The following is a 13,420-nucleotide window of genomic DNA, read 5'->3' as shown; positions in this document are numbered from 1 at the left end:
CGCGGAAGACCCGTTGCTTCCCGGGGCACAGCACGCTCGCCCATTCCTTCGCCCGGCTGGAGCGCCCTGCCATGTCCACGAACGCGGACCCTGTGAGACGTACCGAAGCCTCCTCTGCGTACTCCACCGCATCCTCCGGTCCAGGCCCGTCGCGTCGCCGGGTGCTCGGCGCGGCGACGGGAGCCGGGCTCGCGCTCGCGGCCGGTCTGCCAGGTGCCGCGGACGCGGCCGACCTGCCTCTCCTCGGCACGTACGACGTGGTGGTGATCGGTTCAGGAGCGGCGGGGATGACCGCCGCGCTGACGGCTGCGAAACAGGGGCTGAGCTGCGTCGTCGTCGAGAAGGCGCCCACGTTCGGGGGATCGGCGGCGCGTTCCGGCGCGGGCGTCTGGATCCCGAACAACCCGGTGATCCTCGCCGCGGGGGTGCCGGACACCCCGGCGAAGGCCGCCACCTACCTCGCGGCGGTGGTCGGCCCCGACGTCTCCGCCGCACGCCGGCAGGCCTTCCTCGGCAGCGGCCCCGCCATGATCTCCTTCGTCATGGCCAACAGCCCGCTCCGCTTCCGCTGGATGGAGGGGTACAGCGACTACTACCCCGAACTCCCCGGCGGACTGCCCGGCGGCCGCTCCATCGAACCCGACCAGCTCGACGGCAACATCCTCGGTGCCGAACTCGCCCATCTGAACCCGTCGTACATGACCGTACCGACCGGCATGGTCGTCTTCAGCTCCGACTACAAGTGGCTCACGCTCGCCGCGGTCAGCGCGAAGGGCGCCGCCGTCGCCGCCACCTGCCTGGCCCGCGGCACCCAGGCGGCCCTCCTCGGCCAGAAGCCCCTCACCATGGGCCAGTCGCTGGCGGCCGGTCTGCGTGCCGGACTGCTCGCGGCCCAGGTTCCGGTGTGGCTGAACACCCCGCTCTCCGACCTGTTCCTGGAGAACGGAACCGCCACGGGAGCCGTGGTCACGAGGAACGGCACCCCGGGCCTCATCAGAGCCCGGTACGGGGTGATCGTCGGATCCGGCGGCTTCGAGCACAACGCGGCCATGCGCGACCAGTACCAGCGACAGCCCATCGGCACCGAGTGGACGGTCGGCGCCAAGGAGAACACAGGCGACGGCATCCAGGCGGGGCAGCGGGCCGGCGCGGCGCTCGACCTGATGGACGACGCGTGGTGGGGCCCGGCGATCCCGCTGCCCGACCAGCCGTACTTCTGTCTCGCCGAACGCACCCTGCCCGGCGGGCTCCTCGTCAACGCGGCCGGCGCGCGCTTCGTCAACGAAGCGGCCCCCTACAGCGACGTCGTGCACATCATGTACGACCGTGACAGCGGCGCGCCCGACATCCCGGCGTGGCTGATCGTCGACCAGAACTACCGCAACCGCTACCTCTTCAAGGACGTGCTGCCCACCTTCACGTTCCCCGATACGTGGTACACGTCAGGCGCCGCCCACAAGGCGTGGACCCTCGACGCCCTCGCGGCACAGATCGGCATGCCCGCCGCCGCGCTCCGCACCAGCGTCAACCGCTTCAACAGCCTTGCCCTGAACGGCAACGACACCGACTTCCACCGCGGCGACAGCGCCTACGACCACTACTACACCGACCCCGCGATCCTTCCCAACTCCTGCCTGGCGCCCCTGTGGCTCGCCCCCTTCTACGCCTTCAAGATCGTTCCGGGTGACCTGGGCACGAAGGGCGGCCTGCGCACGGACGCCCGGGCACGGGTACTGCGACCGGACGGATCCGTCATCCCGGGCCTGTACGCCGCCGGAAACGCCAGCGCGGCCGTCATGGGCCACAGCTACGCGGGCGCGGGTTCGACGATCGGCCCGGCGATGACCTTCGGCTACATCGCGGCGCTGGACATCGCGTCCGGCGCGGGCGCCTGAAAGGGTGTGCAGGGCTCCAACAGACCGCGGGATGCCCGACCGTGGTCGTGTGATGCTGGCGTCATGACTGATCAAAGCGAGACTGTCGTCGTCCGTCTGCCAGGTCAGGAAAGTCCTGTCGACGAGGGGTTGGCCGCGTTGTTGGCGGCCTACCATCTGCAGACCCAGGCCGAGAAGGGCGAGGCCGTGACCGATGTCAACGGGCTGCCGGACCGCTACCGCGCGGAAATCCTTGGCCCGCGGGCCGCGTTCGTCGACGATGTCGTGCTGGTGGCGCTGAGCGGGGAGACCGCGGTGGGCTGCCTGGTGGCGACCGCCCCTGCCGCCGGGCGGTCGGAGGTCAAGAGACTCTGGACGGACCCTGCCTTCCGGGGCCGCGGCATCGCGTCCGATCTGGTCGCAGCGGCTCTGGCGCACGCCAGGGAAAGCGGAGTCGGCACGGTGCGGCTGTCGGTGTGGAAGTGGCGATCGGGAGCCATCGCCCTCTACGAAAGGCTCGGTTTCACCCTGACCGAGTCATGGGACGAGCGGGAGCAGTTGGTCTGCATGGAGCGCGCCCTGGGAGTCGACGCCGCCGCCTGAGCGGAACTCGCGGGATCCCACGGGAAGCCGGGTGCCGGGATCCTTTGCGTGCGCAGTTGCTTCTCTTGGGTATTACGGGACACGCGAGTCCGCTTCCGTACATGTTGCGCGCCTCCTATGTCGGTGCATGGTTCGCAGGTTTCACATGCTCCGCACAGCCAGAGGAGAACGACCCGTGTTCCGACGTCCTGCCCGTCCCGTCACCGCGGCCGTCGCCGCGCTCGCAGCCGTCGGCGGCCTCACCGCCACCGCGACCGCCGCCCCATCCACCACCGCCGCACCCGCCGCCACATCCACCTCCGCGCACTCGCCCGCGCACGTCGCGCGCCATGTCCTGCTGTTGTCGATCGACGGCCTGCACCAGTCCGACCTGGCCTGGTACGTCGCACGTCACCCGAGGTCCGCGCTCGCGCGGCTCGCCGCCCGTGGGGTCGAGTACACCCACGCGAGGACCACCGACCCCTCCGACTCGTTCCCCGGCCTGGTCGGTCAGCTCACCGGCGGGAACCCGGGCACCACGGGCATCTACTACGACGACGGCTACAGCTCCGCACTCCTCCCGGCCGGGACGACCCACTGCGCGGGCGCCAAGCCCGGCGCCGAGGTCGACTTCACCGAGGACCTCGACCGCGACAAGGACTCCATCGACGCCGGCCAGGGGCTCGCAGGCCTGCCCGGCAGCATCCTCAAGATGACGGGTGCCGCCCGCGACCTCATCGACCCGTCGAAGCTGCCGGTCGACCCCAAGACCTGCAAGCCGGTGTACCCGCACTCGTATCTGAAGGTGAACACGGTCTTCAACGTGGTCAGAAAGGCCGGACTGCGGACCGCCTGGTCCGACAAGCACGTCGCGTACGAGATCCTCAACGGCCCCTCAGGCAACGGCGTCCAAGACCTTTTCGCCCCCGAGATCAACAGCCAGGCGATCGGTTACCCGGCGGGCACGGACTGGACGAAGGACAACGCGGCGACGGAGCAGTACGACGGATACAAGGTGAAGGCCGTCCTCAACGAGATCGACGGCTACGACCACGGCCGCACCCACAGGACCGGCACCCCGGCGGTCTTCGGCATGAACTTCCAGTCCGTCTCGACCGCCCAGAAGCTGCCCGCCTCCGAGGGGCTGACGGGCGGCTACGCGGCGAAGGGTGTCCCCGGTCCGCTGCTGGCCAAGAACCTGGCCTTCGTGGACCAGGAGGTCGGAGCGTTCCTCACCGAACTGAGCAAGGAGCGCTTGGACGGCAACACGACCGTCATCCTCTCCTCCAAGCACGGGCAGTCACCGATCGACCCCAAGGCCCTGACCCGTATCGACGACGGCCCCCTGCTCGACGGCCTCAACGCCGCATGGAAGAAGGCCCACCCGGGCGCCGGTGACCTCGTCGCCCACTCCGTGGACGACGACGCCATGCTCATCTGGCTCAACGACCGCTCGCCGGCCGCCACCGCCTTCGCCAAGGCGTACCTGCTGGCCCAGTCCGGCACCGGCAACGACATCGCCGGCAAGGCCAAGCCGTTCACCACGAGCGGCCTGAAGAGCCTGTACGCCGGTGCCGCGGCCGCCCGGTACTTCCACGTCGAGGCGGGCGACTCGCGCGTGCCGGACCTGTTCGGCATCGCCCAGTACGGCGTCGTCTACACCGGCGGCAAGGGCAAGATCGCCGAGCACGGCGGCGCCCACGCCGACGACCTCGACGTCCCGCTCGTCGTCGCGGGCGCCGCCACCCCGCACGGCGTGCGCGTCAGCGGCCCGGTGGAGACCACGCAGATCGCCCCGACGATCCTGCGACTGCTCGGCCTCGACCCCCGGGCCCTGGACGCCGTACGCGTCGAGCACACCGCGACCCTGCCGGTGCGCTGACGCCACCCCGATGCGCCACCGACGGGACCGCCGCCATGACGGCGGTCCCGTCACCGGGTTCCGGGCCCATGGGACTGTCAGTGCTGGCTGCGAGACTGTGGACATGATCGAGTCGAATGCGAAGGCGGATCTTCTCCGCTCCCTGCAAGCCGCCCGCGACGCCCTGCTGTGGAAGCTCGACGGGCTGTCGGAGTACGACGTCCGATGTCCGCTGACGCCGACCGGAACGAATCTGTTGGGGCTGGTCAAGCACGTCACCGGAGTGGAGCTGGGGTACTTCGGTGACACCTTCGAGCGGCCGTTCTTCGAAGAGCCGCCGCTCTGGTTCACGGCCGACGCCGAGCCCAACGCGGACATGTGGGCCGACGCCGATGAGTCGCGCGACCACATCGTCGGACTCTACCGACAGGCATGGAAGCACTCGGACACCACGATCGAGACCTTCGCGCTTGACGCGATCGGTCGTGTGGCGTGGTGGCCCGAGGATCGAAGAGAGGTGACGCTGCACCAGGTCCTGGTGCGCGTGATCGCCGACACCCACCGGCATGCGGGCCACGCCGACATTCTCCGGGAGTCCATCGACGGGGCGGCCGGGATGTGGGAAGGGAACGACGCCATGCCCTCGGGCGATCGGTCATCGTGGGACAGCCATCGAAGCCGACTGGAGCGCGTGGCGCGGGAATCCGGCCGCGACTGACGCCGCCCCACTGAGCCGGAACGCGCCTTGACATCGGAAGTCAGTTCCACAGGGGAAGGTCGAGCCATTGCCCGAATCCGTCCGGCTTCCCGTTGGTGTAGACGAGGCTCAGCTGGGTGTAGTGCGACTGATCAGGGTGCTTCTTCCAAGGCTGTGGGGCGTTGAGCCGCACGATCACCGGGTACGAGTGGAATTTGCCCGCGGCGCAGTTCGGCCTGCAGTCGTTCACCACGTTGAAGCCCTGGGCCACCGCGGAGTCCTGGTGCCACTGAGACCAGCGGAGCGAGGTGAGGCGGCTGTTGCCGTCACCGCACGCGAGAATGAAGTTGGTGGGGCGCACCTGCGGGTGCCAGAAGCAGTCGACCATCACGGGCCGTCCCGTCGCCGACTGCACGGTGGGCGTGGACGCCGGTGACGGAGACGGAGACGGGTCCGAGGAAGCTGCTCCCGTGATTGATGCGAGCGACACAGCGGCACAGAACGTCACCGCTGCCCTCGCTGTGCGTCTTGGCATGTTCGCTCCCAGTCGCAATCTCTTTCGACCAGCGGCGGTCGGCTCCTCTATCGACGCTACGACGCTGTCGGAGGATGCACCACTCGCACGGAGTGACGCGTCCTCCCTCCCAGCGACGAACCCCGAAGGAGAGACAGCATGAGTACGACCAATCCACGGAGGCGGGCCGCCATGTTCGTCGGAGACGACGACGATCCCCGGCTCGATGCTCCCTCGACCGGCGAAGAGCGAGCCATGCTCATCGGATTTCTCCGGGCCCAGCGGACGACACTGGAGCTGAAGTGCGCCGGTCTGGAGGGGGAGTTGGCCCGACGCTCCGTCGAGCCCTCCACGCTCTCGCTGCTCGGACTCGTACGCCATCTCGCCGACGTGGAGCGCCGATGGTTCCGCCAGGTTCTCGCCGGTCAGGACGCGCCACTACGCTTCTCGTCGCCGGTGGAGCCAGACGGTGACTTCGACGGCGCGGTTCCCGATCCCGACCTTGTGACCGAAGCGTGGCAGGCATGGCGCGCGGAGGTCGCGTTCGCCGACGCCTTCACCAGGGAAGCGCCCCACCTCGACATCGCGGGCGTGGACGCATGGCGTGGGACGGTGTCGCTGCGCTGGGTACTCATCCACATGATCGAGGAATACGCCCGTCACAACGGACACGCCGATCTCCTCCGTGAACGCATCGACGGGGCGATCGGCGTCTGAGGAGGTGATCTCGGGACTTGATCCACACACCAAGTCGGCCGTTGCGCCTGGCGTGACGCGACATTCACCTGGCCGGGAGCCAAATCCTCCCCTTCGAAACGCAGGTCGATCGTCCCCGCGCGTGCCTCGCCGGCGCCCGCCCGAATGCCGAAGGCGCGGAGCGGCGCCGCGTTGTCCCACTGTTCCCGGCAGTGGCGGAAGTACGCCGCGACACCCTCGCGTGTGCTGCGACCGCCGTCGAGCCGGCGGGCGAGCGGCTCATCCTCACCCGCGAGGTGCGCCTCCACGTCGTCCGGGCGCAGCGGGGACAGAGTGATGACTCCGTCGGACAGCGTCACTTCATGCATCCGGCGTTTCCTGACCCCGGAGCCGCTTCGCACCATCGGCTTCCGTGGGCCCGCACCGAGCTTCGGTACTGCCGCGACCTCCAGCGCAAAAGCCCGCAGTCCCGACTCGTCGTCGCATGACGGCAGAGATGCCACTACATTTGGTGTCATGACTGCCATCACTCTGCGGATTCCCGACGCCATGGACAAGGCGCTGCGCGACGCCGCAGCCGGCGCCCCCTCCCTGAACGACTACATCCTGCGAGCCGTGCGTCGGCAGATGACGCTGGACGCCGCCCGTCGGCTCGCCCGGATCGAGCCCCTCGATCTGGGCGGCGAGGGCGACGCCCTGTGACGATCCAGAAGGGCGATGTCTGGGACGTCGACACCGGCAAGGGAAACCGCACGGTCCTCGTCGTCAGTCTTGACGGGCTGGCTGATGCGTACGGCGCCGTGGTAGCCCTCGTGCTGCACGCCCCGGCAGTGCACCCCGACACGGCGATGAGCGTGCGCCTGATCACCCCGGTCGACGCCTCGGTCGTCGCCGTCAACCTGCTCCAGCTTTCCGCGGCGCGTTTCGAGACGGCCACCCTGCTCGGCAACATCGGGACCGAGCAGCAGGCGCTCATCGACAACGCACTGCGGGCGGTCCTCGACCTGTGACCGAAACCCTCCCGGGGGTAGCGGAGCCGGCCGGCCAAGCCCTGCACGTCCAGGCGCGCGGCCCGGCGGCTCAGCGTGCGTCCGCTGGACCTCATGGACGCCCCTGCTCGGGTATACGATCAAATGGTGCGCGGTGAGCAGGGCGGATTGCCTGTGCGGCGTCTTCCTGAAGGGCCGCGCGCCTGGGAAATGGGAGCCATCGCCTCTGGCGCAGGCCCTGGCGTCCGCCGGGAACCCCGGCCCTGATGAGCGCCGCGCAAGGAGTGCTCATGACCAGTCCACACGAGATCGATCCGCGCGCTCTCGATGATCCGCGCAACGTCTATCCGACCGACGAAGAGTTCTACAGGAGCGGGCGCCCGGCCGACGCCGCACTGCCGGAGGACCGGCCCCGTGGAGGAGCGCCCTCGACGCCGCTGAAGCGGCGGGGGACGTGGGCGACCGTTGCGCTCGTCGCCTGCATCATCCTGCTGATCCTCGTCGGGATCGCACTGTTCCCGTGAGTGATCGGGAGCCGCCGAAAGTCACCGTCACAAGGGAGACCCCGGAAGGGGCGGGAGCCGGACACTCGGACCGGCTCCCGCCCCCGAAGGGGACCGCTCAGGTGCGGTAGGCGTAGTACGCCGCGTTCGGGTACGACGCGATGATGCTCGCCACCGACCTGTTGTAGGTGTTGGTGGAGTGGTACGTCACGTACGGCACGCCCTGCGGGCTGCGGTAGGTGACGATCATGCTGTGGTCCTTGGACCCGTCCTTGTTGAAGTCCATCTGCAGGACGTCACCCACGTCCAACTGGTAGACGTTGGCGAGGCTGGTGACCCGCTTGGACGACAGGGCGAACCACGAGAACTCGTTGACGCCGACGAACGAGTCCGACTGGATGTCGGAGTTGCCGAACCACTTGTGGAAGTCGTCCGTGTAGCCGGGGACGTGCTTCCAGCCGCCTGCCTTCAGGGACTGGCTGACGAAGTTGGTGCAGTCGCCACCGGCACCCTGCCCGTTGAAGTTCGGGTAGGCCGAGTTGTAGTTGTTCCAGTACTTGGCCGCGTACGCCGCCATCGCCTTGTAGTCGTAGCCGGAGGCCGAGAAGTTCTTCGGCTTGGCCGGCGCGGGCAACGTGGTGACGGAGCGGGTGGCCGTGGGCGGAGCGTCGTCGGCGGCCGTCTTCGGCGCGGCGACGAACGTGGTGGCGGCGACCTGGTTGACCGCGACGCCGTCGTCCGTGTCACGGATGCCGGTCAGCTGCCAGTCGCCCTTGCGATCGGCCTTGAACGTCAGCTCGTGGTGCGCCTGGAAGCCGGTGGTCTTCGGCTCGTTGCCCTTGACCTTCTCGTAGGTCAGCGTCGTCGTCTCGGTGACGTTGACCGTGGCGTGACGTCCCTTCAGCCGCGTACGGTCCAGCGAGACGCTCGTGTTGGCCGAGCTGTACTTCTCGCCGAGCGACTCCAGACGCGACTTGCGGCCCCGCAGTTGCGACAGTGCGGACTTCTCCTCGCTCGAAAGCGTGGAGGACACCCGCACGTCGCCGGAGAACCGCGACGACAGTGACGTGTTCCGACTGGTCTTGCCGCTGTCCACCAGGGCGTCCGTACGGTCGGTGAAGACCGCGTCCGCCAGCCGTTGGAAGGTGGCTTTGGTCGACGGATCCACGGCAGGGTCGGCGACAGTCGACGCGCCCGCGGTCCAGTTGGGCAGCAGCGCGGCGCCGGCGACGACCGAGGCGGCCGCCGCCGTGACTATGGTTGCCCGTCGCCGCTTACGGCTCAGTTTCCTTGATCTCAATGATGTTCCCCTCTACGCCGGTACTCGATACCGGGAGCCGCATCCTCGCACGGCATGTGTGGCTCCTGTGAAGGGGGTTGCCGAAGTGGCCCAACCGCAACACGCGACCCGTCGAGGGGGCCATCGCCCCCCTGCCTGCCCCGACGTCGCGCCGCGCGTTGTCGTCCTGACACCGCTCACCCACACCGGGGCGAAGTCGGCTGATTCGCTGCCCCGCGAGGGCAGCGCCCCGCCGCCATTTCGACCCGGTGGTCTCCGGCTCCGCGTTCCGTACGCCGACCTCCGCAATGTGCCGTACGGCGAAGGGCTGTTGGCGACGGCGGGGACACGCGGGTTGTGCGTCTCAGGAGGTGACGCGCGCGAGGAAGTCGCGGATGTACCCGGCGATTTCCTCCAGGTGGCTCTCCAGGGCGAAGTGCCCGGACTCGAGGAGATGGATCTCGGCGTCGGGCAGGTCGCGTTGGAAGGCGCGGGCTCCGTCCGGGCCGAAGATCTCGTCGTTGGCCCCCCATACGGCCAGCAGTGGCACCTGGCTGTCGCGGAAGTACTGCTGCAACCGGGGGTAGAGGGCGACGTTGGTCGGATAGTTCCGGAACAGTGCGAGCTGGATGGCGTCGTTGCCGGGACGGTCGAGCAGTGCCTGGTCGATGGTCCAGCTGTCCGGGCTGACGAGGCTCGGATCCGCGACCCCGTTCAGGTATTGCCACCGGGTCAGTTCGAGGGTCAGGGCCCCGCGGAGGGGGGCTTCGTTCTCGGGCGTCGGGTTCTCGGCGTAGGCGAACAGCCCGTCCCAGAACGCCTTGACGAATCCGTCGGTGTAGCCGTTGCCGTTCTGCGTGATGATCGCGGTGATGCGCTGCGAGGACCGCGTGGCGAGCCGCCAGGCGAGGGGCGCTCCGTAGTCCTGCGCGTAGACCGCGAACCGGTCGACGCCGAGCTGTTCCAGCAGGCCCGCGGTCACGTCGGTCAGAGTGTCGAAGGTGTAGTCGAACTCGTCGACCGTCGGCATGGCCGACTGTCCGAATCCGATCATGTCGGGCGCGATGACGCGATACGTGTCGGCGAGTGCCGGGATGAGGTTACGGAACATGTGCGAGCTCGTCGGGAAGCCGTGCAGCAGCACGAGCGCCGGTGACCGCGGGTCTCCGGCCTCTCGGTAGAAGACATCCATGCCGTTGACGGTGGCGGTGCGGTGATGCACGACGCTGCTCATGCCAACCTCCAAGGTTACTTTGAACGGTTAGCCGCAGTCCAGCATGGAGAACCTAACCTGTCAAGTCATCTTTGATGGTTAGACTCGCTGAGTCGGCAGCCCCGCACTCCTGGAGCCCCCGTCGTGGGGCTCACAGATCCAGCAGGACGTCAGTGGCCGGGATGCTGCAACACGGCAGCACTTCACCCGAGACGGGATCCTCCAGAGGCTGCGTCGTGTACTCGACCTGACCGGTGAGCAGGGGAGTGGCGCAGGTATGGCACACCCCGGTACGGCAGGACCAGCGCGTGGGGACCTCGCATGCCTCCGCCAGCTCCAGCAGCGTCGCGTACCGTTCCGACCAGCCGGTGGACAGACCGCTGCGGGCGAAGGTCACCAAGGGCCCCGTGCCCCGGGGGCCAGGTGGCTGGTGAGGAGGTCCGGAACCCGTCTGGGTGATGCCGGGGTTGATGGCCGAGAGCGCACCGAAGACTTCGGTATGGATGTTCGAACTGCTCAGCCCCGCCCGCTGGAGCGCGGATGTCACCGTCGACATGAAACCCTCGGGGCCGCACAGATAGGCGTGCGCATCCGCAGGGATGCCGAGCTCCCGGATCCCTTCGCTGGTCATGCGCCCGTGGGTGATGCCCGGCCCCACGGCGATCTCGAGATCCGGTGCGGTGTAGTAGATGAAGGCGCGGGCGTGCGGCAGGCGGGCCAGGAGTCGCCGGGCCTCTTCCGCGAAGGGCTGCTGTCCCGGATCGCGCGCGGTGTGCACCCACCACACGGCGCGGGAGCTGTGTTCGAGAGCCAGTTGGTGCAGCATCGCCAGAACGGGCGTGACGCCGATGCCCGCCGAGAACAGTGCCACGGGCGTGTGGTCATCGGCCAGCACGAACGTCCCGCGAGGGGCCGCCGCTTCGATGACGTCGCCCGCGTGCAGATGGGTGTGGAGGTAGGAGCTGACCTTGCCGCGGTCCTCGCGTTTGACGCTGATCCGGTACTCGGCGGCACCGGGGGCGGAGGACAGCGAATAGGAACGCACCAGGCCGGGCCGGCCCTCCTCGGGGATCCGCACGGTCAGGTACTGGCCGGGCGCGGCCGGGGGCAGCGCCTGCGAGTCGGTGGGTCGCAGGACGAACGAGGACACCGTGGGGGTCTCCGGTACGACCTGGGTCACGCGCAGCTGCTTGAAGCCCCTCCAGCCCGGCGCGGCGGGTGCCGGGGCAGGCGGCTGGTCGAGTCGGTCGCGCATCTCCTGGAAGGACTGCTGCCATCCGGGGCTGAGCGCCTCGATGGTCAAGGCGGCACGCAGTTTGGCCGGGTCGGGGTCCGGAAGATAGAGCAGGGCGTCGGTGTCGGCGACGGTGAGGGCGCCCCGGCCGGCGCGGGTCCGGGTGATCGGGTCTCCGGCCCGGACCCGGCCCTCGGTGATGACGCGGAGGTAGAAGCCGGGGCGGTGGTGGGCGACGAGCAGGGAGGCCATGCGCGGTTCGTTCAGGCGCATACCGACGCGGTAACAGGTCACGCGTGGCTGGGTGACCTCGAACTCGGCCTCGCCGATGCGGTACCGGTCACCGATGCACACCTCGTCGTCCGCCAGACCGTCGACGGTGAAGTTCTCCCCGAACTGGCCGAACTCCAGATCGTCGCGCTCCAGGACCTTGCGCCAGTACGCGTAGGACTGCGTCTGATAGACGAGGACGGCCCGCTGCTCCCCGCCGTGGCCCTGGAGGTCGCCCTGGCCGTCACCGTCGATATTGAGGCGGCGCACCATCCGGGGGCCGTCGACGGGATGCTTCCACGCTCCCGTGTGTACCGTCCTGTCGCGCCAGCGCACGTCCTTCGGCCGTCCCACGTTGACGGAGAGCAGAGTCGCCATCTCGTCCTCCCGGTGCGGCGCCGCCGCACGGCGAAGTCGGTCGCCTCAGCATGCTGCTCGGTGATCCGGCCGATCGGAACCCGGCTTCGTGGGTCATGCGTACGTTTCCCTCCGGCGCGAGAGGCGAAGAAGCCTATAAAAAGGTACAAAAGTAGTGTGAGCAAGAATCCTGAAACCCCGCAAGACATGGAGAAATGGGCTGACCGGATCCGGACGGTCTCCTCGACTTCCGATCCTCAGGCCGCCCGCAAGCTGGCCGGTGACATCTACCGTGCCGCACAGGAAGATCTCGACGCCGAACGTGCCCGGGCGGAGTACGAACGCGAGGAATGAGCCTGTCCGTCCCGTCGGCACAGCACGCCTCACGGTGAGGGGGCGACCTTCGCCGTGGGGCGACGCTCGGGGCCCGTAGGGCGCGGCCTGTCAGTGGGAGAAGACTTCGTCGGTCCCCAGGCTGCGGTCGACCCCGTGAGGCACCACCTGCTGGCCCGGTTCGAGGTGCAGTCGTTCACCGTCGAGGCGGACCTCGACCTTGTCGGGCTCGAACGAGACCAGGTCGCCGACGCGCCCGACCTCGGGGTAGGCCTCACGGTACGACCACGCCGCCTTCCTGGCCTCGCCGATGTCGTAGTAGTCGGCCAATCCCTTGTAGGGGCAGAACGTCCGGCCCTCGACCGGCGTCAGTTCCTTCTCCTGGATGTCCTCGCGCGGTACGTACCACCGCGGTGCGAACCCGGACTCGTAGAGCACCACCGGACGGGTGGTCCGCGCGATCATCGTGTCCCCCGCGTGCACCTCAAGGGTGCGGGAGGTGTCGCGGATGTCGATGCGGTGATAGGCGTCCGCCGCGTGCCCGAGGATCCGTTCGTCCTCCTCGTAGAAGGCGTCCATGGCCCTCCAGGCGAAGGCGACACGCCCCTCCAGCTCGTCGGCGTACGAGGGGAGCCCTGTGAACTGCCACGCCGCACGCTCGGTGCGATGGTCGCCGACGCCCACGGTGAACCAGGACGTCTCGCCGAGCTCGCGGTGCTGGGTGGTGCGCCCGCTCGCCTCGAGAACGCCGGAACGAAGCGAGGAGAGCGGGAAGTAGGCGACGGGGTAGCGCCCCGGCTCGTGCAGCAGTACGACGTCCTCGCTGTCCGCGATCCATTCCCCGCCGAACCTCACCCTCATCCGGCGGCGGAGCCGCTCCGCGAAGAGCAGCCGCTCCGGCAACGGCTCAGGGGTGAGGAACCTGCCGAGCGCTGTGGAGGAGAGCGGTCCTTGCTGCCAAGACAGTCCCATGACCGGTTCCCTTCTGCGACTAATGAGTATGAGAAGCGTAAAACCG

General features: G+C 68.7%; 14 protein-coding genes. 9 read left to right on the top strand and 5 right to left on the bottom strand.

Annotated elements, in window-relative coordinates; genetic code table 11:
* Positions 1-161: 161 nt before the first annotated feature.
* From kstD to ACZ69M_RS26915, 4 genes are all read left to right on the top strand, one after another.
* Positions 162-1,895 (top strand): 3-oxosteroid 1-dehydrogenase, encoded by a 1,734-nt coding sequence (gene kstD / locus ACZ69M_RS26930; RefSeq protein ID WP_470053671.1) that lies wholly within the window; start codon positions 162-164, stop codon positions 1,893-1,895.
* 63 nt (positions 1,896-1,958) lie between these two features.
* Positions 1,959-2,477, top strand: coding sequence for a GNAT family N-acetyltransferase (locus ACZ69M_RS26925; protein ID WP_470053669.1), 519 nt, complete (start codon positions 1,959-1,961; stop codon positions 2,475-2,477).
* A gap of 175 nt (positions 2,478-2,652) precedes the next feature.
* Positions 2,653-4,338, top strand: a complete 1,686-nt coding sequence (locus ACZ69M_RS26920; RefSeq protein ID WP_470053668.1) for an alkaline phosphatase family protein — start codon at positions 2,653-2,655, stop codon at positions 4,336-4,338.
* A 103-nt stretch (positions 4,339-4,441) separates the two neighbouring features.
* On the top strand, positions 4,442-5,035 hold the full coding sequence (locus tag ACZ69M_RS26915) for a DinB family protein (protein WP_470053666.1): 594 nt from the start codon (positions 4,442-4,444) through the stop codon (positions 5,033-5,035).
* A 40-nt stretch (positions 5,036-5,075) separates the two neighbouring features.
* Here ACZ69M_RS26915 and ACZ69M_RS26910 read toward each other — a convergent pair whose 3' ends face one another.
* Positions 5,076-5,429, bottom strand: coding sequence for a hypothetical protein (locus tag ACZ69M_RS26910; protein ID WP_470053664.1), 354 nt, complete (start codon positions 5,427-5,429; stop codon positions 5,076-5,078).
* Positions 5,430-5,687: 258 nt separating this feature from the next.
* Here ACZ69M_RS26910 and ACZ69M_RS26905 point away from each other — a divergent pair, with 258 nt between their 5' ends.
* The 4 genes from ACZ69M_RS26905 (at position 5,688) to ACZ69M_RS26890 (ending at position 7,737) form a co-directional block, all read left to right on the top strand.
* A complete protein-coding gene (locus ACZ69M_RS26905; RefSeq protein WP_470053662.1) occupies positions 5,688-6,245 on the top strand; it encodes a DinB family protein in 558 nt (185 codons plus the stop codon).
* A gap of 495 nt (positions 6,246-6,740) precedes the next feature.
* A complete protein-coding gene (locus tag ACZ69M_RS26900) occupies positions 6,741-6,926 on the top strand; it encodes a hypothetical protein (protein WP_060896809.1) in 186 nt (61 codons plus the stop codon).
* Positions 6,923-7,234 carry a hypothetical protein gene (locus ACZ69M_RS26895; protein ID WP_470053660.1) on the top strand — a complete coding sequence of 104 codons (312 nt, stop codon included), beginning with the start codon at positions 6,923-6,925 and terminating at the stop codon, positions 7,232-7,234. Before ACZ69M_RS26900 ends, ACZ69M_RS26895 begins: the two co-directional genes overlap by 4 nt.
* A gap of 269 nt (positions 7,235-7,503) precedes the next feature.
* Positions 7,504-7,737 carry a hypothetical protein gene (locus ACZ69M_RS26890; RefSeq protein ID WP_470053658.1) on the top strand — a complete coding sequence of 78 codons (234 nt, stop codon included), beginning with the start codon at positions 7,504-7,506 and terminating at the stop codon, positions 7,735-7,737.
* Between the two features lie 97 nt (positions 7,738-7,834).
* On the opposite strand, the gene ACZ69M_RS26885 is transcribed toward ACZ69M_RS26890, so the two are convergent.
* From ACZ69M_RS26885 to ACZ69M_RS26875, 3 genes are all read right to left on the bottom strand, one after another.
* Positions 7,835-9,016, bottom strand: a complete 1,182-nt coding sequence (locus tag ACZ69M_RS26885) for an amidase domain-containing protein (protein ID WP_352050082.1) — start codon at positions 9,014-9,016, stop codon at positions 7,835-7,837.
* Between the two features lie 343 nt (positions 9,017-9,359).
* Positions 9,360-10,229, bottom strand: coding sequence for an alpha/beta fold hydrolase (locus tag ACZ69M_RS26880; RefSeq protein ID WP_470053656.1), 870 nt, complete (start codon positions 10,227-10,229; stop codon positions 9,360-9,362).
* A 130-nt stretch (positions 10,230-10,359) separates the two neighbouring features.
* Positions 10,360-12,090: an MOSC domain-containing protein gene (locus ACZ69M_RS26875; protein ID WP_470053654.1), complete on the bottom strand. Its 1,731-nt coding sequence runs from the start codon at positions 12,088-12,090 to the stop codon at positions 10,360-10,362.
* A gap of 156 nt (positions 12,091-12,246) precedes the next feature.
* On the opposite strand from ACZ69M_RS26875, the gene ACZ69M_RS26870 reads away from it, so the two are divergent.
* Positions 12,247-12,423, top strand: a complete 177-nt coding sequence (locus ACZ69M_RS26870; RefSeq protein WP_470053652.1) for a hypothetical protein — start codon at positions 12,247-12,249, stop codon at positions 12,421-12,423.
* 90 nt (positions 12,424-12,513) lie between these two features.
* Here the strand turns inward: ACZ69M_RS26870 and ACZ69M_RS26865 are convergent, their stop codons facing one another.
* A complete protein-coding gene (locus ACZ69M_RS26865) occupies positions 12,514-13,374 on the bottom strand; it encodes a DUF427 domain-containing protein (protein ID WP_470053650.1) in 861 nt (286 codons plus the stop codon).
* Between the last annotated feature and the right edge of the window lie 46 nt (positions 13,375-13,420).

The sequence above is a fragment of the Streptomyces sp. NPDC107454 genome (assembly GCF_055582885.1).
This window is presented reverse-complemented; position numbering and strand designations above follow the sequence as displayed.

Bases quoted from the DNA above. Each gene is read 5' to 3' on its own strand.
- ACZ69M_RS26925 (WP_470053669.1), top strand. From the start codon at position 1,959: ATGACTGATCAAAGCGAGACTGTCGTCGTCCGTCTGCCAGGTCAGGAA.
- ACZ69M_RS26865 (WP_470053650.1), bottom strand. From the start codon at position 13,374: ATGGGACTGTCTTGGCAGCAAGGACCGCTCTCCTCCACAGCGCTCGGC.
- ACZ69M_RS26880 (WP_470053656.1), bottom strand. From the start codon at position 10,229: ATGAGCAGCGTCGTGCATCACCGCACCGCCACCGTCAACGGCATGGAT.
- ACZ69M_RS26875 (WP_470053654.1), bottom strand. From the start codon at position 12,090: ATGGCGACTCTGCTCTCCGTCAACGTGGGACGGCCGAAGGACGTGCGC.
- ACZ69M_RS26900 (WP_060896809.1), top strand. From the start codon at position 6,741: ATGACTGCCATCACTCTGCGGATTCCCGACGCCATGGACAAGGCGCTG.
- ACZ69M_RS26890 (WP_470053658.1), top strand. From the start codon at position 7,504: ATGACCAGTCCACACGAGATCGATCCGCGCGCTCTCGATGATCCGCGC.
- ACZ69M_RS26915 (WP_470053666.1), top strand. From the start codon at position 4,442: ATGATCGAGTCGAATGCGAAGGCGGATCTTCTCCGCTCCCTGCAAGCC.
- ACZ69M_RS26905 (WP_470053662.1), top strand. From the start codon at position 5,688: ATGAGTACGACCAATCCACGGAGGCGGGCCGCCATGTTCGTCGGAGAC.